Source organism: Streptomyces plumbidurans (genome assembly GCF_019857225.1).
Lineage (GTDB): Bacteria > Actinomycetota > Actinomycetes > Streptomycetales > Streptomycetaceae > Streptomyces > Streptomyces plumbidurans.
On sequence record NZ_JAFJSY010000001.1, the window covers coordinates 298,167 to 318,543 of the forward strand.

Sequence of the window (20,377 nt, forward strand, 5' to 3'; positions counted from 1 at the left end):
TCTTGACAAGGTGCGGTATCCCGCAGCACGGTGGTGACATCATAAAAACGAACGCTCCTTCTTTTTAGGCTCCGCTCCGAGAGCTCCGCTAGCAGACCCGAGTGAGGAACCCATGTCCCCCGCCTCCGCTACCCCCGCAAGGGCGCACGCCCGCCGACTGATCGTGGTCCTCGTACTGGTCCCCGCCATCGCCGCGCTCGCCCTGTGGGCCTTCGCCTGGCCCGCGGCCCGCACCGCACCCCGCGACCTGCCGCTCGGCGTGGCCGGGCCCGCCGCCGCGACGGCGCCCATGGAGCAGCAACTGACGCGGCACACGGGCGCGTTCGAGATCCACCACTACGCCGACGAAGCGTCCGCCCGGGCCGCCGTCGAGGACCGGACCGTATACGGCGCGGTGGTCGCGACCCCTCATGGCCCGAAGCTGCTGACCGCGTCGGCTGCGAGCCCGGTGGTGGCGCAGCTGCTCCAGCAGGCGGTGACGAAGCAGGCGGCCGCCACCGGCACTCGGGTCAGGACCGACGACGTGGTGGCGGCCCCCGCGACCGACCCCCGAGGGGCCGCCCTGAACGCCGGTGTGCTGCCGCTCGCCCTGGCCGGGATCGCGGCGGGCGCGGTGATCACCCTGATCGGGCTGCGCGGCGTGCGTGCGGTGATCGCGCTCGTGGGGAGCGCCGCCCTGGTCGGCGCTGCCGCGGCGGGCATCACGGACAGCTGGCTCGGGGTGCTCACGGGCGACTGGTGGACGGAGGCCGGCGCGCTGGGCCTGGCGACCCTGGCCGTGAGCGGTGCGGTCGCCGGACTCGGCGCCCTCCTGGGCCCCGCCGGCATCGGGATCGCGTCGGGCCTTGTGATGCTGTTCGGCAACCCGTTCTCCGGCGCCTCCTCGGCCCCGCAGATGCTGCCCGAGCCGGTCGGCACGATCGGCCAGTGGCTCCCGCCGGGCGCGGGCACGACACTGCTGCGCTCGGTGTCCTTCTTCGACGGCGCCGCCGCGACCGGCCCCGCCCTGACCCTCACCTGGTGGGCCGTCCTCGGCCTGGGCGCGGTCCTGCTCGGCAGCGCCCTGAAGGGACGCCCGAAGACCGCCAGGACCGCAACTGAACGCGACCTCGCACCCGTCGGCTGACCACCGGCCCCCCTCGAACCGACCGTGCACCCCCGCTGTAGCGGACGGGGGTGCACGGTCCTTTTGCTCGGCAGGGGTCCGGGCGCCGGCGCCTCAGGTCGGTTCCTTGCAGCGGCCGGAGATCCGACGACCTCAGAGTCGGCCGGAGGCCTGAGGGCCGGTCACGTGCCTGGGCCGCCGCGTCAGGAGACCGCGGCACAGACGCCGGGTCCGACCGTCGTACGGCGCCGCAGAAGGCTTTTCCCGGCCGCCGGATCGCCGACGTCCCAGGGCCGGCTGCCGATCCGAAGTCCGGTCACGCGTCACCGGCTCCGGCTCCGGCTCCGGCTCCGGCTCCGGAGGAGTTCACCCCGCCTCAGGACGGATTCGGCCCCCGATGCTCCGCCGCAATCCCGAACCGTTGCCGTTCGCGGGGAGCTGAAGCCGCTTCGCGGACGGTGGAGACCGCGCTGATCACCTGGTCCTCGGTGGGCTGTTCGAGGCGGTCGAGTTCCTCGAGTCGCTGCAGGTCGGCGGCGGATACGAGGGCGACGAGAGGCTTGCCGTGGCGGGTGACGACGACGCGTTCGCTGCCGTACACCACCCGGTTGATCAGGTCGGCGAGCTCAGCCCTGGCTTGCGTCACCGGAATCTCGTAGGCCATACCTCCATCATAACGTCATGTACGTCCTGTACATTTTTTACAGAGACAGCTCCGCGAGAGACCGCTCTGTACGAAGGGGTGCGCCATGATCCGACCGTCCGCCCGCTACGTCCTGCCCGAGTTCACCGAACGCACCAACTTCGGCAGCAAGACGATGGATCCGTACTCGAAGCTGCTGGAGGAACGCATCGTCTTCCTCGGCACGCAGATCGACGACACCTCGGCCAACGACGTGATGGCGCAGTTCATGCACCTCGAGTACCAGGACCCGGACCGCGACATCTCGCTCTACATCAACTCCCCCGGCGGCTCCCTCACGGCCATGTCCGCGATCTACGACACCATGCAGTTCGTCGGCTGCGACGTGGAGACGATCTGCATGGGTCAGGCCGGCTCGTCGGCCGCCGTGCTGCTGGCCGCGGGCACCCCGGGCAAGCGCCTCGCGCTGCCGGGCGCACGGGTGCTGATCCATCAGCCCGCGCTGTACGAGCCGGTGCAGGGGCAGGCCAGCGATCTGGCCATCCAGGCCGACGAACTGACCCGGCTGCGCACCCAGTTCGAGGAGATGCTGGCCCGGCACACCGGCCGCACTCAGGAGCAGGTGAGCACCGACATCGAGCGGGATCACGTCCTGGACGCCCAAGGGGCGCTGGAATACGGGCTGGTGGACCGGATCATCAGCAGCCGCAAGTCCACCCTCGCCCCGCCCGCCGGGCGGTGAGCGCCCGGTGCTGCCGCCCGAACTCCCGCCGCTGCCCGCCCTCACGCGCGCCGAGGGCGAGTTGATCGACTGTTACCTCGACGTGGTCGACCTGCTCGGCCGGATCAACCCGGCGCAGCACGGCGACACCTATCGCGGACTGCGCGCCGCCCAGGCGCTGGTGGGCAAGGCGGCCGCGCTGCGCGACGCGCTGGCCACGATGCACCAGCGCGGCGAGACCGAGCTGCACGCCAGGACCCTGCGCCGGGCGCTGCTCGTGCTGGACGGCGACCGGCGCTCGGCCAGGGTCACCGTGCCGCCGCTGTCCGACAGTTGACGCACGTGCACCCGGTCCGGACGTTCGCCGCGGCGGCGGAGCGTCCGGACCCGGGCTCAAACGGACCAAAAGACGTACCGCCTTTTGGAGTAGACACGGCTCCTTTTTTTCCGGCGGTTCTGGTTGCGCAACACGCGTGGACCGAGGCCGGAATGAGGCACTCCGGTGCTGGTCCGGGGCTCGTCGCGATCCTCAACGCCCCTTCGAACGCAGGGGTGTCCACCCGAACGGGTGAGTGGTGAGTAACAACACAAACCCCCGTTTCCATTGGGATTTTCGGACTTAGGTAGGTGAAGATCCCTGTCTGACGACAAGCCCCCGCCGCAGCGGCGGGGCGATCCGGGCGGACGCCGAGTCCTGCCGCCGCCCGGATGACCGGTCGACAGGAGTGGATCGGCAGGAGTGGAGGACCCAGGCACGACGGGTCGCCGGAACGGTCACGCCATGACCGAATCGAGCAGCCCTTGGGGTGAAGCCGCAGCAGCGGCCGGGCAACTTCGCCAGCCCGAATCCGACAGGTCATCCTTCACAGGCGGCTGACGAAGGGTTGCGCATGACTGCGCTCAATCGTGTCCCGTCGCTGATGGCCCGGGCCGGTACGGCCTCGGCGCTGACTATCGCCGCAGTGGGCGGCTCCATCGTGGTCCCGGGTGTCGCATCCGACGCCGCGGCTGCCACGCCCGCGACGAAGGCACTCAAGGTTGCTGCCTCCAAGAAAGGCTCCCCGTACAAGTGGGGCGCCACCGGGCCGCGCAGGTTCGACTGCTCCGGGCTCACCCTGTACTCGTTCAAGAAGGCGGGCAAGAAGCTGCCCCGCACGGCGGCCCAGCAGTACAACAGGAGCCACCACATCTCCGCGAAGAGCCGCAAGGCCGGAGACCTCGTGTTCTTCCACTCGGGCTCCAGCGTCTACCACGTGGGCATCTACGCCGGGAAGGGAAAGATCTGGCACGCCCCCAAGACCGGGGACGTCGTGAAACTGCAGAAGATCTGGACCAGGAGCGTCTGGTACGGCCGGGTCAGCTGACTCTCCCGCGGGGGCGCCGGCCGCCTGACAGGCCGTCCGCCCCCGCGGGGCCCGACCCGGCGCTCCGGCCCGTCGAACCGGTGCGGTGCGCCCGCTTTGCCGCGTCTACGGCTCCTGCTGGCCTCCCGCGACCACCGGCTCGGCGGGTACGCTCCAGGGAAGTTCGATGGACACCGTCTTGCCGCCCTCTCTGGTGGGCCGCACCCGGAGTCTGCCGCCGCATTCGGCCGCCAGCCAGCGGATGATCACCATGCCACGGCCGTTGTCCTGCTGGACAGCGGCCGGCAGGCGTTTGGGGAAACGGGGGTGAGAGTCCGTGACACCGATGCGCAGCTGTTCGTCACGGTCGAGTTCGATGTCCACCGTGAAGGTGGGTGACTGGCCGAAGGTGTGCTGTACGGCGTTGGTGGCGAGTTCGGACACGATGAGCCGGATGGTCTCGGCGGTTTCCGTGCCCGCCGGAAGCCCCCACTCGGCCAGCGTCTCGACCACGTAGCCGCGGGCCGCCGACACCGATGCCGGTTCGCTCGGCAGAGTGACGGATGCTTCCAGATGGTCTGCCATGGCGCGGTCGTCCCTTTCCCACGGGACCGGGGTCCGACACGGAGTGGATTGTTCGAGTACGGTCCCGGACTGGTGCTTCGTCGCCAGACTGCCATTACCGCGCCCGTCACGGGTGGCGATCCACCAAGATATGCATATATCTGTCGCTCGATGCGGTGAACTCTGCGACGGGAGACCGTATTTGGGTGGCTCGGAAGGAGTAAGGAGTAGCGCATGCAGCACGGTCCCGCGGTGCGTCGCCGGAAGCTGGGCGCCGAACTGCGTTCGTTGCGCACGAGCGCGGGGCTCACGAGTGGTGAGGCGGCCCGGCTGGTGGGCTGGCACCAGTCGAAGGTGAGCCGGATCGAGACGGGCGCCAGCGGGGTCAAACCGGCCGACGTGCGGTTACTCCTCGACGCGTACGCCGTGGCCGACGCCCAACTGCGGGAGCTGGTGATGGTGTTGGCGGGATCCGAGGACGGCAGCGGCCGGCATCACTGGTGGCACGCCTATCGCGGGGTACTACCGCCGACCTACCGCGATTTCATCAGCCTCGAGTCCCAGGCGAGTGCGATGAGCACGCTGGAGACATCGGTCGTGCCCGGGCTGCTGCAGACGCCCGAGTACGCAACGGCGGTGACCCGGGCCGCGGTCGGCGGACTGGACGACGAGCGGCTGGACGCCCTGGTCGAGGTGCGCCTGGCCCGGCAGGACGTACTGCGCTCGGATCCGCCGCTGGAGCTCAGCGCGGTGCTGGACGAGGCGGTACTGCACCGGGAGGTCGGCGGCCCCGACGTCATGGCACGCCAACTGGAGCGACTTGTGGAGGCGGCGCAACTTCCCCAAGTACGGCTACAGGTACTGCCGTTCGCCGCCGGTGCACATGTCGGTGTCACAGGCCCTTTCGTAATTTTCTCGTTTGCGAGCACTTCTGATCTGGACGTGGTTGTTCTCGACCACTTGACGAGTAGCCTCTATCTGGAACGGAAAGAAGACCTTCAGGCCTATACCGAGGCCTTCAACGCCCTTCAGTACCACGCCCTTTCACCCGAGGACTCGTTGGAATACATCGCCGGGATAGGTGACGGCACGTAAGGGAGGCACCATGTCCGTACTGCCTCGGAACGTTCCATCCAGTATCGATCTGCCCGCCATGCGATGGCTGCGCAGCAGCTACAGCACGGGAGCCAACAACTGCGTAGAGACGACTGTGCCGCGCTCGGGCCCCTGGGCCGGACTGCTCGCCGTACGCGACTCCAAGGACCCGGCCGGTCCGGCCCTGCTCTTCTCCCCCGGGAGCTGGACCGACTTCACGGCCGCGCTGGCGTCCTGATCAGTCCTGCATCGTGCGGCGCACGGCCGTGTCACGCCGACTCATGGTCGCGTCTCGCCGATCACCAGGACAGCGCGTTCGATCTCTGCCCCGGTCAGGTCCGCCCGGGCCGTCAGCCTCAGCCGTGAGATGCCGTCGGGCACGGAAGGGGGACGGAAACAACCCACGGCCAAACCTGCCGTACGGCAGTCGGCAGCCCACTTGACGGCCTGCTCCGGGGACGGAGCGCGCACCGACACCACCGCGGCGTCCGGGCGTACCGCCTCATGACCCGCGGTGGTCAGTCGTGCGTACAGGTCGGTGGCCACCGTGCGCGCCCGGGCCGCCCGCTCCGGCTCGCGGCGCAGCAGCCTGAGGGCCGCCAGGGCCGCCCCCGCCGCGGCGGGGGCGAGTCCCGTGTCGAAGATGAACGTCCGGGCGGCGTTGACCAGATGGTCGATGACCCGGGCCGGGCCGAGGACGGCGCCGCCCTGGCTGCCGAGCGACTTGGACAGCGTCACGGTCACGACGAGATCGTCGGCGCCCGCGAGGCCCGCCGCCTGCGCGGCACCGCGCCCACCGTCGCCGAGGACGCCGAGGCCGTGGGCGTCGTCCACCAGCAGACCCGCGCCGCGCTCCCGGCAGGCGGCCGCCAGTTCGGTCAGCGGGGCCGCGTCGCCGTCGACCGAGAAGACCGTGTCCGACACCACCACGGCCGGGCCCTCGTGCGTGTGCAGCGCCTTGCGCACGGCGTCCGGGTCGGCGTGTCCGACCACCTGCCGTGCGCCCCGGGCCAGTCGGCAGCCGTCGATCAGCGAGGCATGGTTGCCCGCGTCCGAGACGATCAGCGAGCCGTGCGGGGCGAGGGTGGCGACCGCGGCGAGGTTGGCGGCGTAGCCGGAGGAGAAGACCAGGGCCGCCTCGAAGCCGCAGAAGTCGGCCAGCTCGCGCTCCAGCTCGGCGTGCAGCTCGGTCGTTCCGGTGACGAGCCGGGAGCCGGTCGCGCCGCCGCCCCACGTCCGCGCCGCCCGGGCCGCGCCCTCGGTGACCTCCGGGTGGCGGGCAAGACCCAGGTAGTCGTTGCTCGCCAGATCGAGCAGCGGGGAGTCGGCCGGGCGCGGGCGCAGGGTCCGGACCAGATTGGCGCGACGGCGCAGCGCGGCCTGTTCGTCGATCCAGCCGAACGCCATGACTCCTCCGGGGCTTTTGTAGGCAGTGGACAGACACTAGCCGGACGGTCCGCACCCCATGATGTGGCAATCCACACACAGCGAAGTGCCGCTGTTGTTCCATCTCTCCTTGGCCGCGGGCGGGTCCGTAGGACAGGATCGGCTCTCATGGACCTGCTGAACACGCTGGTGGACAAGGGGCTTCGGCGCGAGCTGCCGACCCGCGAGGAAGCTCTGGCCGTACTCGCCACTTCCGACGACGACGTGCTCGACGTGGTGGCCGCGGCCGGGAAGGTGCGCCGGAAGTGGTTCGGCCGACGGGTGAAACTCAACTATCTCGTCAACCTGAAGTCGGGCCTGTGTCCCGAGGACTGCTCGTACTGCTCGCAGCGGCTCGGCTCGAAGGCCGACATCCTGAAGTACACCTGGCTCAAGCCCGAGCAGGCCTCGCAGGCCGCCGCCGCGGGTCTGGCCGGCGGGGCCAAGCGGGTGTGCCTGGTGGCGTCCGGGCGCGGGCCGACCGACCGTGACATCGACCGGGTCGCGGGCACCATCAAGGCGATCAAGGACGAGAACGAGGGCGTCGAGGTGTGCGCCTGCCTCGGACTGCTCTCCGACGGCCAGGCCGAGCGGCTGCGCGAGGCCGGCGCGGACGCCTACAACCACAACCTCAACACGTCCGAGGCGACGTACGGGGACATCACGACCACGCACACGTACGCCGATCGGGTGGACACGGTGTCCAAGGCGCACGCGGCCGGGCTGTCCGCCTGTTCGGGTCTGATCGCGGGCATGGGCGAGAGCGACGAGGACCTGGTGGACGTGGTCTTCTCGCTGCGCGAGCTGGACCCGGACTCGGTGCCGGTGAACTTCCTGATCCCGATGGAGGGCACCCCGCTGGCCGCGGAGTGGCACCTGACCCCGCAGCGCTGTCTGCGGATCCTGGCGATGGTGCGGTTCGTGTGCCCGGACGTCGAGGTGCGCATCGCGGGCGGCCGTGAGGTCCATCTGCGCACGATGCAGCCGCTCGCCCTGCACCTGGCCAACTCGATCTTCCTCGGCGACTACCTCACCAGCGAGGGCCAGGCGGGCAGGACCGACCTGGAGATGATCGCCGACGCCGGTTTCGAGGTGGAGGGCGCCGACGAGCTGACCCTGCCGGAGCACCGGGTCACGGCGGGGGGCGGGTGCGGGTCGCACGGGGAAGCGGACGCGGGCTGCGGGTCGCACGGGGACGCCGGGTGCGGGTCGCACGAGGGTGGTGGCGTCTGCGGTACGGCCGCTCCCGCTGCCGCGGCGCCCGCCGCCAACGAGGCGCGGACCGACCTGGTCGCCGTCCGCCGCCGCGGTGCCGGAACGGACCTTGCGCCCAATGCCTGACCTGCCCGTCCCCGAACTGCTCGAACTGGACCGGCGGCACGTGTGGCATCCGTACGGCCCCATGCCCGGCCGCGTCGAACCGCTCGTCGTCGAGTCGGCGAGCGGGGTGCGGCTGCGGATGGCGGACGGCTCGGGCGAACTCGTCGACGGGATGTCCTCGTGGTGGTCGGCGATCCACGGCTACAACCACCCGGTGCTCAACGAGGCCGCGCGCGAGCAGCTCGGCCGGATGAGCCATGTGATGTTCGGCGGGCTCACCCACGAGCCCGCCGTCCGATTGGCAAAGCTCCTTGTCGACATGTCGCCGGACGGGCTGGAGCACGTGTTCCTCGCCGACTCCGGCTCGGTGTCGGTCGAGGTCGCCGTCAAGATGTGCCTGCAGTACTGGCGTTCACTGGGCCGCACCGGCAAACAGCGGCTGCTGACCTGGCGCGGCGGCTACCACGGCGACACCTGGCAGCCGATGTCGGTGTGCGATCCCGAGGGCGGGATGCACGAGCTGTGGACCGGGGTCCTGCCGCGGCAGGTGTTCGTGGACGCGCCTCCGGCCGAGTACGAGGAGTCGTACGCCGAGCTGCTGCGCTCGGCGATCGCGGAGCGCGCCGACGAGCTGGCCGCGGTGATCGTCGAACCGGTGGTGCAGGGTGCGGGCGGGATGCGCTTCCACTCCCCCGCCTATCTGCGGGTGCTGCGCGAGGCGTGCGACGCGCACGGCGTACTGCTGGTGTTCGACGAGATCGCGACCGGATTCGGGCGCACGGGCGCGCTGTTCGCGGCGGACCATGCGGTGGTGACGCCGGACGTGATGTGTGTGGGCAAGGCCCTGACCGGCGGGTACATGACGATGGCGGCGACCCTGTGCACGTCCGCGGTGGCCGACGGCATCTCGCGGGGTGAGGTGCCGGTGCTGGCCCACGGCCCGACCTTCATGGGCAACCCGCTCGCCGCGTCCGTCGCCTGCGCCTCCGTCGAGCTGCTGCTCGGCCAGGACTGGCTCGGTGAGGTCAAGCGGATCGAGGCGGGACTGCGGGAGGGCCTCGCTCCGGCACGGGACCTTCCTGGCGTACGGGACGTGCGCGTGCTCGGCGCGATCGGGGTCGTCCAGCTGGACCACGAGGTCGACATGAAGGCCGCGACCGGGGCCGCCGTGCGCGAAGGCGTGTGGCTACGTCCCTTCCGCGACCTGATCTACACGATGCCGCCGTACGTCACCGGGGACGCGGACCTGGCACGGATCGCCCGCGCGGTGTGCGCGGCGGCACGGGAGGGGTGACCATGCGGATCCTGGTGATCACGGGGACCGGCACGGAGGTCGGCAAGACGGTCACGACCGCCGCGGTCGCCGCGGCCGCCCTCGCGGCGGGCCGTTCGGTGGCCGTGCTCAAGGCCGCGCAGACGGGCGTACGTCCGGACGAGCCCGGGGACGCCGCCGAGGTCGCGCGGCTCGCGGGAGCCGTCACGACGGCCGAACTCGCCCGCTACCCTGAGCCGTTGGCGCCGGGGACGGCCGCGCGGCGGGCCGGGATGACCCCGGTCCATCCACAGGACGTCGCCGAGGCCGCCGCCAAGCTGGCCACCGAGCACGACCTGGTCCTGGTGGAAGGGGCGGGCGGACTGCTCGTCCGCTTCGACCCGGCGGGCGGCACCCTGGCGGACGCGGCGCAGCTGCTACGGGCGCCGGTACTGGTCGTGGCCCCCGCCGGACTGGGCACGCTCAACAACACCGAACTGACGGCACGCGAACTCCGGACACGCCACCTGGACCTCCTGGGCGTGGTCATCGGCAGCTGGCCCCCCTCCCCCGACCTAGCCGCACGCTGCAACCTGACAGACCTGCCGGACGTCGCCGCGGCCCCCTTGCTGGGCGCCCTACCTGCGGGCGCGGCGGGCCTGGACCCCGCCCACTTCCGCACACAGGCACCGGGTTGGCTGGCCCCACGGCTGGACGGGACTTGGGACGCGGAGGCGTTCCGGGGGCGGGAGGGGGCGTAGCGGCTGAGCGGGTCGGTCAGGGCAGCTGCCCGGCGCGCCCGGTCGCCCCGGCCCGCCCCGGCGCTCGTCGCCTGATCGCCACCGTCCGCCCCTGCGTGATCACCGCCCCCCGCGCCTCACGCGTCCGCTTCGACCAGCGCCCGGATCAGGACATGCCCCGGCGAGGGGCGGCAGGGCGAGTCGGGGTGGGTGGCGGTGAGGGCTTAGGACTGGCAGCGGAAGGAGGCACTCGGCTGAGCGGGCCGGTCAGGGCAGCTGACGGCCACCCCGGCTCGTGCCGGTGCCCGCCTCCTGATCGCCACCGTCCGACCGCCCCTGCGCACCCTCTCCGCCCTGCACGCCCCGCGCGGTCCCTCCGACCAGCGCCCTGATCAGGGCGTGATCCAGGGAGGAACGGCAGGCCGATTCGGTGCCGGGGGCGCCGGAAAGGGCGTAGGTCTGGCGACGGGAGGGTCGTAGCGGCTGAGCGGGTCGGTCAGGGCAGCTGACCCGCGTGCCCGGTCGCCCCGGCCCGCCCCGGCGCTCGCCGCCTGATCGCCACCGTCCGCCCCTGCGTGCCCTCACTGGCCTCCCCGTCCCCTTCCGTCAGCGCTCTGATCAGGCCGTGGGCCGGGGAGAGACGGCACGCCGGGTCGGTGCGGGAGGGGTCTCCTGTGAGGGCGTAGGACTGGCAGCGGCAGCCGCCGAAGTCCTGGTCGCGGTGGGAGCAGCTGTGGCAGGGCTCGGGCATCCAGGCGGTGCCGCGGTAGCGGGTGAAGGCCGTGGAGTGGTCCCAGATCCAGGACAGCGGGTGGTCGCGGACGTTCGGTGGGTCGAGGTCCGGGAGGGAGGCCGCGGCCGGGCAGGGCAGGGCGGTGCCGTCCGGGGTGACCGTGAGCGAGACGGCGCCCCAGCCGCCCATGCACGGCTTGGCCTCGCCGTCGAAGTAGTCGGGGACCACCCACACCAGTTCGGGGCCGTCCGGCGCGAGCCGCTCGCGCCAGCGCTCGACGGCGTCCCGGGCCCGGGTGAGCTGGTCGCGGGTGGGCAGGAGTGCGGCGCGGTTGAGCAGGCCCCAGCCGTAGAACTGGGCGTTGGCCAGTTCGATGCGGTCCACGCCCCAGGCCAGGCCCAGTTCGACCACGGCGTCCACGGCGTCGAGGTTCTCGCGGTGCAGGACGACGTTGAGGCCGAGCGGGAGACCCGCGTCCCGGACGAGCGCGGCGGCGCGTTCCTTGTCCGCGAAGGACCTGCGTCCGCCGATCCGGTCGGAGGCGTCCGGGTCGGCGTGCTGCACCGACAGCTGGACGCTGCGCAGCCCGGCGGCCGTCAGTTCGGACAGCCGCGACCGGTCCAAGCCCACTCCGCTGGTGACCAGTTGGGTGTAGATGCCGGCCTGCTCCGCGGCCGTCACGATCTGTGCGAGGTCGCGGCGCAACAGCGGCTCGCCACCGGAGAGATGGGTGTGGACCACGCCCAACTCGCCTGCCTGGTGCATTACTTCGGCCCATTGCTGGGTGGTGAGCTCGCGCGACCGGCGGGTCAGCTCCAGCGGGTTGGAGCAGTATCCGCAGTGCAGCGGGCAGGCGTGGGTGAGTTCGGCGAGCAGGGCCCAGGGGCGGTCGGGTGCGGTCGTCATCGTAACCAGCCCTCTGTACGCAGTTGGTCGAGGAAGGCGGGGACGTCGCCGGCCACGGGCGCGCCGGGGAAGCGGTCGGCCAGTTCGCCGACGATGTCGCCCACGCTGCGGGTGCCGTCGCACAGGCCGACAATCGCTCCGGCCGCGCCCTTGAGCACGACAACGCGTTCGGGGAGCAGCAGCAGGTCCGTGCCGCGTGCCCGGTCGTGCCGCATGACGACGGCGGGCGCCGGCACGGGCCGCCAGTCGGCCATCGCGGCCACGCTCACGACTCCTCCTCCGGGCCCGCCCTGTCCACGGCGTCGAGCAGCGACCACAGCACGTCGCACTTGAACCGCAGCGCGGCCACGGCCCGTTCCTGGTCCTGACGGGTGCGGGCCCAGCCGAGCACGAGGTCGAGCGCTTCGCGGCTGTCGCGCCGCCCCTGGGAGACACGGGTGCGGAAGTAGGCGAGGCCCTCCGGCTCGATCCACCGGTAGTGGCGTTCGAAGGCGTCGATACGGATGCGCATCAGGTCCGGTGCGGACAGTTCGGTGAGCGATGCGGCGACGGCCTCCAGGGGCGGGTGCAGCCGGCAGAAGTTGACGTATCCGTCGACCGCCAGCCGTACGCCCGGCAGTACGGCGTCGGCGCCGAGCAGCGTCGCGCGGTCCAGGCCGGCCGCCTCACCGAGCCGCAGCCACCGTTCGATGCCGCCCTCGCCCGGCCGCTCGCCGTCGTGGTCCTGGATGCGGTGCAGCCACATGCGGCGCAGCGCCGGGGTGTCCAGCTTGGCGAGGATCAGGGCGTCCTTGACGGGGATGTGGCGCTGGTAGTGGAAGCGGTTGACGATCCAGCGGCGCAGCTCGTCCGGGCTCAGATCGCCGCTGTGCATACGGAGGTTGAAGGGGTGGCGGTCGTGGTACCGCTCCTCCCCGACCGCGCGCAGGTGTTCCTCGAACTCCGCGCGGCTCCAAGGCTGCGCGGGCGGCGCGGCCGTAGTCGTTGTGCCTGCCGTAGTCCTTGTGGCTGCCGTGGTCGTCACAGCTCGATCACCGTCCCGTCGTTCGCCACCTCGAGGCCCAGCCGGGCGAGCGTCTTGTGCTGGGGCGCGGCCGGGTCGACGAGGGGATTGGTGTTGTTGAGGTGCGTGTAGAGGCAGCGCGCCGAGAGCCGGGCGAGCCGCTCGGCTGTTCCGTCCGGGCCTTCGATGGGCAGATGGCCCATGCCGGTCGCGGTGCGCTCGGAGATGCCCGTGCGGCGGGGCTCCTCGTCGTCCCAGAAGGTGCCGTCGACGATGACGCAGTCGGCCTCGGCGGCGGCCCGGTCGAAGGAGTCCGGCCAGGCGGCCAGTGCGGGGGCGTACAGCGCGGTCGCGCCGGTGCCGGGGTCGTAGAGCCGCAGTGCGACGACCCAGGCGTCGTCGTCGGGTGCGTCGGCGGCGTAGCGCGGGCGCTTGCCCGACACCGGGATGCCGGTGATCCGCAGGCCCGGCGTGCCCGGCTCCAGCGGTTCGGCGCCGCGCCGTGGCAACTCGCGCCAGGTCATGGAGGTGTACGGGGCCAGCACGTCGCCGAGGTGGAGCCGGTCCTGCAGTGCCTCGCGGACCGGGGCCGTGGAGATGATCTGGAGGCCGTCGGCCTCGCGCAGCCGTGCGAGGCCGAGGGTGTGGTCGAGTTCGGCGTCGGTGAGGACGATTCCGGCGAGGGGTGTTTCTCGGGTGCCGGGTCCCGGGTGGAGTTCGGGGCGGCTCTCGATCTGGTCGCCGATGTCGGGGGTCGCGTTGACGACGTACCAGCGGCCGTCGTCGGTTCGAACGGCCAGGGACGCGTGGCGGCGGCGACGGCGCGGATCCGCGCGTGCCCCGGAGCATCCGGAGCACGCGCAGTTCCACTGAGGGATGCCGCCGCCCGCGGCGGTGCCGAGTACCAGCAGCAGCATGGCGCGATTCAGCGGGAGTTGAGGGAGTAGGCGGTGACCTCGAGTGCGGTGTCGACGACCTGGTAGGAGGGCGTCTGCCAAGTCGCCCTGCCCGTCTCGTACTTGGGGGCCGTCCTGGGGTTCGTCCTGGGGGCCGACTCGACCGGCTTCGGCTGTTCCGTGGTCTGGTTCATCGGGCACGGGTCCTTTCGGTTGTGCGGTGGGGCCTACTTGATGGGCACGCGCAGGATCTTGTCCTTGCCGTAGCCGAGGTCGCTGGTGCCCAGCCACAGTTCGTCGGCTCCGGGCACCTTGGCGATGGCACGCAGCCGGCCGTAGGTGCCGGCGTAGTAGTCGGACATGGTGCCGACGCGGTCGCTGTCACCATCGATCGGGACGCGCCACAGCCGCTGGCCGCGCAGCGACGACACGTACAAAACGTTGTCCACGACGGCGAGTTGGGCGGGTACGCCCTTCTCCGGGACGAAGGTGGCCTTGGGATTGGTCATCCCGGCGGTGTCGCAGCTGCCCTCGCACTTGGGCCAGCCGTAGTTGGCGCCCGGCTTGATCAGATTGAGCTCGTCCTGTTCCTGGTTGCCGATCTCCGCCGACCACAGCCGTCCGTTGCGGTCCCAGGCGAGTCCCTGCGGATTGCGGTGGCCGTAGCTGTAGATGTGGTTGCCGAAGGGGTTGCCGGGGGCCGGTGCGCCGGTCCTGGTGATCCGCAGGATCTTGCCGTTGATCGAGTTGATGTCCTGCGCGAGTTCGGGCTGGAGGCCGTCGCCGGTGGTGACGTAGAGGTATCCGTCGGGGCCGAAGGCGATCCGGCCGCCGTTGTGGTCGCCGCCGCGCCTGATGCCGGTGAGGATGGGGGTGTAGTTGCTGAGCGACGAGCCGTCGTAGTCCATCCGCACGACGCGGGTCTCGGTCTTCGTGGTGTGGACGAAGAACACCTGCTTGTCCTTCTTGCCGTCCCAGGTCGGCGACACGGCGACACCCAGCAGCCCTCCGGCGCCCTCCTCGTACGGCTCGGGGACGGTGTACGGCACCTCGCCGACCCAGTCCTTCTTGCCGTTCCGGTCGAGGTGGTAGACCTGGTAGGACAGCCGCTCGGTGATCAGGGCCGACTTTCCGTCCGGGAGGAACGAGATGCCCCAGGGGGTCTGCCATCCCGTGGACAGCGTGCTCGCGCCGTCCGGTTCCCCGCCGTCGGCGGCCTTCGCGGCGGTGACCGTGGAGGTGTGCGTCACCGCGGCCGCCTGGGGGATGCTCGCCGCCAGCATCGCGGTGAAGGCGGCGAGCGCGGCTATGCCGAATCGGTACGCGTGCCGCACCGAGCGGCGTGGATCTGTCATGGGAACACCCTTCGTCGTACGCGCCACCCCTCGCTGTGCAGCAATCTTTACGACGGAGGACCACCCCGCCACTCGTAGCGGCCAGCGGGGTGAGAGGCGGGCGCGGGCGGTCGGCCCTCGTCGCGGCGGGGGTGCGCGGGGCCGTCGCGGGGGACAATCGAAGTGAGGCACGTCCGGCGAGGGAGGTCCCATGTCCCTACGGTCCCCCGGCTCCGTGAAGGCGGCCCGGGATCCCGTCCACCGCCCGCTGTTCGCCCGCCGCTACGCCCGGACCAGCGTGAACGCCGAGACCCGGATGGGGATGGGCCCGATCCGCGACCGGCTGCTGTCCGGACTGTCCGGCCGGGTGATCGAGATCGGCGCGGGCAACGGTCTGAACTTCGGGCACTACCCGCGCACGGTCTCGGAGGTCGTGGCGATCGAACCGGAGCACAGCCTGCGGCAGTTGGCCGTCGAGGCCGCCCTGCGCAGCGAGGTGCCCGTCGATGTCGTACCGGGCGCGGCGGAGGCGCTGCCGGTCAAGAGCGAGGCCTACGACGCGGCGGTGATCTCGCTGGTGCTGTGCAGCGTGCGGGACGTGCCGCGTGCGCTCGCCGAGGCACGGCGGGTGCTGCGGCCGGGCGGTGCGGTGCGGTTCTTCGAGCACGGCCGCGGCGGCGGACGGATCATGCACTTCACCCAGCGCGCCCTGGACCGCACGCTGTGGCCACCGCTCAACGGCGGCTGCCATCTGGGCCGGGACCCGATCGCCGCCCTGCGCGCCGCCGGGTTCGAACTCGGCCCGTACCGGCGGGTGATGATGCCCGAGCACGGCCCGACGCTGCCCACCTCGTACTGCGTGCTTGGCACGGCTTGGCGGCCCAAGGGGGGCACGGAGGGCAAGGAGGGCGGGGAGACGCCGCCGGCCTAGGGGTCCTAGGCGACGCCGCCGACCAAGGGTCCCCTAGGCGACCGTCCACTGACGCAGTTCCGCCGCGATGTCGTACACCGTCGCCTCCCCGCTCTTGACCAGGCGGGCCAACTCCCGGACCTGGACGGGCGAGGTGGCGACCTTGAGGCCGCTGGCGACCAGATAGGCGTAGGCGACCGCGGAGGCGAACAGCGCGTTCGAGCGTTCCAGTGCCGGGACGTGGATGAGGAGTTGGAGAAGTGCGGCCGCGCGCGCGTGCGGGCTGTCGTAGACGGGGACGTCGAATATCTCGGCCTCGTGACGTGCGACGGCGGCGACCAGGGCTCCCCAGTCGGTGACCTGGGGGTCCCCGGGCGTCTTCTGTTCGGCGAGCATGAGGAGCCAGGCGAGGTCGATGCTGAGGTGGCTCAAGGGATCAGCGACGACCTTCGCTCCGGCCGGACGCACGGTCCGTGTCGAACTCCTCCGCGAACACGGACTCGTACTGCTTCATGAAGTCGGCTGCCGCCTCCACGAACGTGTGGCCCACCTCGCCGGTGTCCTGTCTGACCAGCTCCTCTATATAGCGATTGACGCTCATACCGCGGGCCAGGGCGCGTTCGCGGGCGGCGCGGGCCGTGCCCTCGTCCACTCGCACGTTCAGCTGGGTCTTCGCCATACCTAGAAGCTAGCGCCAGGACGCTAGCATCGGCAAGTGCCCGCCGGTCCGCGCCGGCTTCTCGTCCCCCGGGTGGAGAGTGCCCCTTACACCGGTGTCGGGGACCCGACCTGGGGTGGAGGGCGACCCGCACTCACGGTGGATTTCGGGTGTGGGCCGGCTCACATTACGCTCGGCCGGGACGAGCGAGCGCGCGTCGAGGTGAGCGAGGAGGCAGCCTTGTCCACATCAGCTGCGGAGCACGCCCCGGGCCGGGCACCGGCCGACGGGATCGCGGCCCGCGCCAGGGGCCTGACGAAGGCGTACGGCTCGGGCGAGACGACCGTGCTCGCCCTCGACTCGGTGGACGTGGACATCGCGCGCGGCCGCTTCACCGCGGTGATGGGGCCCTCGGGCTCCGGCAAGTCCACGCTGATGCACTGCCTGGCCGGGCTCGACACGGTTTCGGCCGGTCAGGTGTGGCTCGGCGACACCGAGATCACGGGGCTCAAGGACCGGGAGCTGACCCGGCTGCGCCGCGACCGGATCGGGTTCATGTTCCAGTCGTTCAACCTGATCCCCACGCTGAACGCGGCCGAGAACATCACCCTGCCCATGGACATCGCGGGCAAGAAGCCCGACGAGAAGTGGCTGGACCAGGTGATCGACACGCTCGGGCTGCGCGACCGGCTCAAGCACCGGCCCGCGCAGCTGTCCGGCGGCCAGCAGCAGCGCGTGGCCTGCGCCCGTGCGCTGGCCTCACGGCCGGAGCTGATCTTCGCGGACGAGCCGACCGGCAACCTGGACTCACGGGCCGGTCTGGAGGTCCTCGGCTTCCTGCGGGAGGCCGTCGACCAGCTGAACCAGAGCGTCGTCATGGTCAGCCACGACCCCGGCGCCGCCGCCCACTCCGACCTGGTGCTCTTCCTCGCGGACGGGCGCATCGTGGACGAGATGGAGCAGCCGACGGCGGAGGCCGTACTGGAGCGGATGAAGCGGTTCGACGTCATCCGCAGCCAGTTCGAGACGGACGAGCACTTCGAGACCGAAGGTCAGGTCACTACAAGCGAGCAGCGCGGGACCGACGGCGTGATCGAGACGAACGAGCAGGAGTGAACCGGTGCTGAAGGCGACGCTCCGGAGTTTTCTCGCGCACAAGGGGCGCCTGCTGCTTTCCGCCCTGGCGATCGTCCTGTCCGTCGCGTTCGTCGCCGGCAGCCTGATCTTCTCCGACACGGTCACCCGCACCTTCGACCGGCTCTTCGCCTCCACCACCGCGGATGTGACGGTGGAACCGCGCCAGGACCTCAAGTCGCAGGTCCCCACGGGCGAGGCGCAGACCGTGCCCGCCGCGCTCGCGGGCCGGGTGGCGAAGGTCGGCGGGGTCGCCTCGGTGCACGCGGACGTGAGCGTGCAGAACATCACCGTCGTCGACAGCAGGAACAAGTCGGTCGGCCCCACCACGGGCGCCCCGACCATCGCCTCCGACTGGTACGTCACCGACCGCAGCCCCGTGGCACTGACCTCGGGGCACGCCCCGCGGAGCGGCGGCGAGGCACTCCTGGACGCCGACACCGCCGGCAAGAAGCATGTGAGGATCGGCGACACCCTGACGGTGCTCGCCCAGCCGGGCACCTTCAAGGTCCGCATCGTCGGCATCGCCACCTTCAAGACGACCAACCCTGGCGCCGCCCTGGTCTTCCTCGACCCGAAAACCGCGGCGACCCAGCTGCTCGGCTCGCCGGCCAAGGCCACGAGCATCGAGGTGATGGCCGCGAAGGGCGTGAGCGACGCGCGGCTCAAGACCCGGGTCGCCGCCTCGGTCGGCGCCCGTACGTACGACATCAAGACGGCCGGCGAACAGGCCAAGTCGGCCGCGGCGGACCTCGGCGGCTTCCTCGACGTCATCAAGTACGTGATGCTCGGCTTCGCCGGGATCGCCGTCCTCGTCGGCGTCTTCCTGATCGTCAACACCTTCTCCATGCTGATCGCCCAACGCACCCGTGAGCTGGGCCTGCTCCGGGCCCTCGGCGCCGACCGGCGCCAGGTGCGGCGGTCGGTGCTCACCGAGGCGGTCCTGCTCGGCCTGGTCGGCTCGACGCTGGGCCTGGCCGTCGGGATCGGGCTCGCGGCCGGGCTGATCAAGCTCATGGGCGCGTTCGGGATGAACCTCAAGACCACCGAGATGGTCATCGGCTGGACGACTCCCGTGGCGGCGTACGTCGTCGGTGTCGGCGTGACCTTCGTGGCGGCGTATCTGCCGGCCCGGCGCGCGGCCGTCGTCTCGCCGATGGCCGCCCTCGCGGACGCCGAGATCGCCGGGGTCGGCAAGCCGCTCAGGACGCGTGCGATCGTCGGCGCGGTCGTCGGCGTGCTCGGCGCGGCCTCCCTGGTGGGCTGCGCCACGGCGACGAAGACGGCCTCCTCCGCCTCGTTCCTGGGCCTGGGCGTGGTGCTGACACTGATCGCGACCGTCATCGCCGGACCGCTCCTTGTCCGGCCGGTCATCCGTGTGCTGGGCGCCGCCTTCCCGGCCGTGTTCGGCTCGATCGGCCGCATGAGCCAGCGCAACGCCCTGCGCAACCCCCGCCGTACCGGCGCCACCGCCGCCGCCCTGATGGTCGGCCTCGCCCTGGTCGGCGGCATGTCGGTGGCCAGTGCCTCCATGTCCAGGTCGTTCGACGAGCAGATCGACAAGACGCTGGGCGCCGACTTCGTGATCCAGAACAACAACTTCGTGCCGTTCTCCAAGGAGGTCACCGACAAGGTGCGCGGCACCGAGGGCGTCGGCCTCGTCGTACGGCAGCGGTTCGCACCCGTCGCCGTACGGCTCCCGGACGGCAAACGGGTCGAGACGACGGCCGCGGGCTACGACGACGGCGTCGACGACGTGGCGCACGTGACCTACGCGGCCGGGAACACCGCGGCCGCGCTGGCGCCCGGCAGCCTGGGCATGGACGTCGACTTCGCCAAGGACCACCACGTACGCGTCGGCAGCGCGCTCACGGTCGAGTTCCCCGGCGGGCAGCGGACCCGGATGAGGGTCGCCGCGCTCACCGACCAGGACAACAGCGGCGGCTTCGGCATGAAGGGCGGCCTGTTCTTCGGCATCGCGACCGTCGAGAAGTACATCCCCGGCGGGCAGGACTCCGCGCTGTACGTCAACGCGGCCTCCGGCACGCATGCCGACCAGCTGCGCAAGAACCTGGACCACACGCTGGACGCCTATCCGCAGGTCCAGGTGCGCGACCAGGCCGACTACAAGAAGCTGGTGCACGATCAGATCGCCGTGCTGCTCTACCTGGTGTACGCGCTGCTCGGGCTGGCGATCATCATCGCCGTGCTGGGTGTCGTCAACACCCTTGCCCTGTCGGTCGTGGAGCGCACCCGGGAGATCGGGCTGCTGCGGGCCATCGGACTCGCCCGGCGCCAGCTGCGCCGGATGATCCGGCTGGAGTCGGTGGTCATCGCCGTCTTCGGCGCGGTCCTCGGGCTGGCCCTCGGTCTGGTGTGGGGCGTGTGCACCCAGCAGGTGCTGGCGCTGCAGGGCCTGAAGGCGCTGGCGATCCCGTGGACCACGATCGTCGCGGTGGTTATCGGCTCGGCCGTGGTGGGCATCGTGGCGGCGCTGCTGCCCGCGTTGCGTGCGTCCCGCATGAACGTGCTGGCGGCCATCGCACACGAGTGATGGAATCGCGCACGTACTCAAGTCGCTCGCCGGTGAGGAGA

General features: G+C 71.2%; 23 protein-coding genes. 12 read left to right on the forward strand and 11 right to left on the reverse strand.

Annotated elements, in window-relative coordinates:
• Positions 1-112: 112 nt before the first annotated feature.
• Positions 113-1,126 (forward strand): hypothetical protein, encoded by a 1,014-nt coding sequence (locus JYK17_RS01300; protein ID WP_108009867.1) that lies wholly within the window; start codon positions 113-115, stop codon positions 1,124-1,126.
• A 355-nt stretch (positions 1,127-1,481) separates the two neighbouring features.
• Here the strand turns inward: JYK17_RS01300 and JYK17_RS01305 are convergent, their stop codons facing one another.
• Entirely contained in the window at positions 1,482-1,769 is a 288-nt protein-coding gene (locus JYK17_RS01305; protein WP_108009869.1) for a type II toxin-antitoxin system Phd/YefM family antitoxin, read from the reverse strand.
• A gap of 85 nt (positions 1,770-1,854) precedes the next feature.
• Here JYK17_RS01305 and JYK17_RS01310 point away from each other — a divergent pair, with 85 nt between their 5' ends.
• The 3 genes from JYK17_RS01310 to JYK17_RS01320 all read left to right on the forward strand — a co-directional run bounded on the left by JYK17_RS01310 (position 1,855) and on the right by JYK17_RS01320 (position 3,833).
• The gene (locus tag JYK17_RS01310) at positions 1,855-2,490 is read left to right on the forward strand and encodes an ATP-dependent Clp protease proteolytic subunit (protein ID WP_108009871.1); all 636 of its coding nucleotides are present in this window, start codon (positions 1,855-1,857) and stop codon (positions 2,488-2,490) included.
• Positions 2,491-2,497: 7 nt separating this feature from the next.
• Positions 2,498-2,806 carry a hypothetical protein gene (locus tag JYK17_RS01315; protein WP_108009873.1) on the forward strand — a complete coding sequence of 103 codons (309 nt, stop codon included), beginning with the start codon at positions 2,498-2,500 and terminating at the stop codon, positions 2,804-2,806.
• A 553-nt stretch (positions 2,807-3,359) separates the two neighbouring features.
• Positions 3,360-3,833: a C40 family peptidase gene (locus tag JYK17_RS01320; RefSeq protein WP_108009875.1), complete on the forward strand. Its 474-nt coding sequence runs from the start codon at positions 3,360-3,362 to the stop codon at positions 3,831-3,833.
• Between the two features lie 105 nt (positions 3,834-3,938).
• On the opposite strand, the gene JYK17_RS01325 is transcribed toward JYK17_RS01320, so the two are convergent.
• Positions 3,939-4,397 (reverse strand): ATP-binding protein, encoded by a 459-nt coding sequence (locus JYK17_RS01325; protein ID WP_108009877.1) that lies wholly within the window; start codon positions 4,395-4,397, stop codon positions 3,939-3,941.
• A 213-nt stretch (positions 4,398-4,610) separates the two neighbouring features.
• Here JYK17_RS01325 and JYK17_RS01330 point away from each other — a divergent pair, with 213 nt between their 5' ends.
• Both JYK17_RS01330 and JYK17_RS01335 read left to right on the forward strand, forming a co-directional pair.
• Positions 4,611-5,471 (forward strand): helix-turn-helix domain-containing protein, encoded by an 861-nt coding sequence (locus tag JYK17_RS01330; protein WP_108009879.1) that lies wholly within the window; start codon positions 4,611-4,613, stop codon positions 5,469-5,471.
• A gap of 10 nt (positions 5,472-5,481) precedes the next feature.
• Positions 5,482-5,709: a DUF397 domain-containing protein gene (locus JYK17_RS01335; RefSeq protein WP_108009881.1), complete on the forward strand. Its 228-nt coding sequence runs from the start codon at positions 5,482-5,484 to the stop codon at positions 5,707-5,709.
• Positions 5,710-5,750: 41 nt separating this feature from the next.
• Here JYK17_RS01335 and JYK17_RS01340 read toward each other — a convergent pair whose 3' ends face one another.
• Positions 5,751-6,878 (reverse strand): 8-amino-7-oxononanoate synthase, encoded by a 1,128-nt coding sequence (locus JYK17_RS01340; RefSeq protein ID WP_108009883.1) that lies wholly within the window; start codon positions 6,876-6,878, stop codon positions 5,751-5,753.
• Positions 6,879-7,025: 147 nt separating this feature from the next.
• Between JYK17_RS01340 and bioB the strand changes: the two genes are divergently transcribed.
• The 3 genes from bioB to bioD are packed head-to-tail and all read left to right on the forward strand — an operon-like array spanning position 7,026 to position 10,229.
• On the forward strand, positions 7,026-8,237 hold the full coding sequence (bioB, locus tag JYK17_RS01345) for a biotin synthase BioB (protein ID WP_222809577.1): 1,212 nt from the start codon (positions 7,026-7,028) through the stop codon (positions 8,235-8,237).
• The gene (locus JYK17_RS01350; protein WP_108009887.1) at positions 8,230-9,510 is read left to right on the forward strand and encodes an adenosylmethionine--8-amino-7-oxononanoate transaminase; all 1,281 of its coding nucleotides are present in this window, start codon (positions 8,230-8,232) and stop codon (positions 9,508-9,510) included. The genes bioB and JYK17_RS01350 overlap by 8 nt, the downstream gene beginning before the upstream one ends.
• A 2-nt stretch (positions 9,511-9,512) precedes the next feature.
• Positions 9,513-10,229, forward strand: coding sequence for a dethiobiotin synthase (bioD, locus tag JYK17_RS01355; RefSeq protein WP_222809578.1), 717 nt, complete (start codon positions 9,513-9,515; stop codon positions 10,227-10,229).
• 475 nt (positions 10,230-10,704) lie between these two features.
• On the opposite strand, the gene pqqE is transcribed toward bioD, so the two are convergent.
• The 6 genes from pqqE to JYK17_RS01385 are packed head-to-tail and all read right to left on the reverse strand — an operon-like array spanning position 10,705 to position 15,101.
• Entirely contained in the window at positions 10,705-11,847 is a 1,143-nt protein-coding gene (gene pqqE, locus JYK17_RS01360) for a pyrroloquinoline quinone biosynthesis protein PqqE (protein ID WP_222809579.1), read from the reverse strand.
• Complete coding sequence (pqqD, locus tag JYK17_RS01365) at positions 11,844-12,101, reverse strand: pyrroloquinoline quinone biosynthesis peptide chaperone PqqD (protein ID WP_128804585.1); 258 nt, start codon at positions 12,099-12,101, stop codon at positions 11,844-11,846. Before pqqD ends, pqqE begins: the two co-directional genes overlap by 4 nt.
• Before the next feature lie 11 nt (positions 12,102-12,112).
• Positions 12,113-12,871 (reverse strand): pyrroloquinoline-quinone synthase PqqC, encoded by a 759-nt coding sequence (gene pqqC, locus JYK17_RS01370; RefSeq protein ID WP_222809580.1) that lies wholly within the window; start codon positions 12,869-12,871, stop codon positions 12,113-12,115.
• A complete protein-coding gene (pqqB, locus tag JYK17_RS01375; protein WP_222809581.1) occupies positions 12,868-13,767 on the reverse strand; it encodes a pyrroloquinoline quinone biosynthesis protein PqqB in 900 nt (299 codons plus the stop codon). Before pqqB ends, pqqC begins: the two co-directional genes overlap by 4 nt.
• 8 nt (positions 13,768-13,775) lie before the next feature.
• Positions 13,776-13,940, reverse strand: coding sequence for a pyrroloquinoline quinone precursor peptide PqqA (gene pqqA, locus JYK17_RS01380; protein ID WP_128803770.1), 165 nt, complete (start codon positions 13,938-13,940; stop codon positions 13,776-13,778).
• A 33-nt stretch (positions 13,941-13,973) separates the two neighbouring features.
• Positions 13,974-15,101: a PQQ-dependent sugar dehydrogenase gene (locus JYK17_RS01385; protein WP_222809582.1), complete on the reverse strand. Its 1,128-nt coding sequence runs from the start codon at positions 15,099-15,101 to the stop codon at positions 13,974-13,976.
• A gap of 190 nt (positions 15,102-15,291) precedes the next feature.
• Between JYK17_RS01385 and JYK17_RS01390 the strand changes: the two genes are divergently transcribed.
• Positions 15,292-16,011 (forward strand): class I SAM-dependent methyltransferase, encoded by a 720-nt coding sequence (locus JYK17_RS01390; protein WP_128803769.1) that lies wholly within the window; start codon positions 15,292-15,294, stop codon positions 16,009-16,011.
• A gap of 33 nt (positions 16,012-16,044) precedes the next feature.
• On the opposite strand, the gene JYK17_RS01395 is transcribed toward JYK17_RS01390, so the two are convergent.
• Both JYK17_RS01395 and JYK17_RS01400 read right to left on the reverse strand, forming a co-directional pair.
• The gene (locus JYK17_RS01395) at positions 16,045-16,422 is read right to left on the reverse strand and encodes a hypothetical protein (protein WP_037782108.1); all 378 of its coding nucleotides are present in this window, start codon (positions 16,420-16,422) and stop codon (positions 16,045-16,047) included.
• 4 nt (positions 16,423-16,426) lie between these two features.
• Positions 16,427-16,669 carry a toxin-antitoxin system HicB family antitoxin gene (locus tag JYK17_RS01400; protein ID WP_108009901.1) on the reverse strand — a complete coding sequence of 81 codons (243 nt, stop codon included), beginning with the start codon at positions 16,667-16,669 and terminating at the stop codon, positions 16,427-16,429.
• A gap of 219 nt (positions 16,670-16,888) precedes the next feature.
• Between JYK17_RS01400 and JYK17_RS01405 the strand changes: the two genes are divergently transcribed.
• Together JYK17_RS01405 and JYK17_RS01410 are read left to right on the forward strand one after the other, a co-directional pair.
• Positions 16,889-17,764, forward strand: coding sequence for an ABC transporter ATP-binding protein (locus tag JYK17_RS01405; protein WP_222809583.1), 876 nt, complete (start codon positions 16,889-16,891; stop codon positions 17,762-17,764).
• Between the two features lie 4 nt (positions 17,765-17,768).
• On the forward strand, positions 17,769-20,336 hold the full coding sequence (locus tag JYK17_RS01410) for an ABC transporter permease (protein WP_222809584.1): 2,568 nt from the start codon (positions 17,769-17,771) through the stop codon (positions 20,334-20,336).
• Positions 20,337-20,377 lie beyond the last annotated feature (41 nt).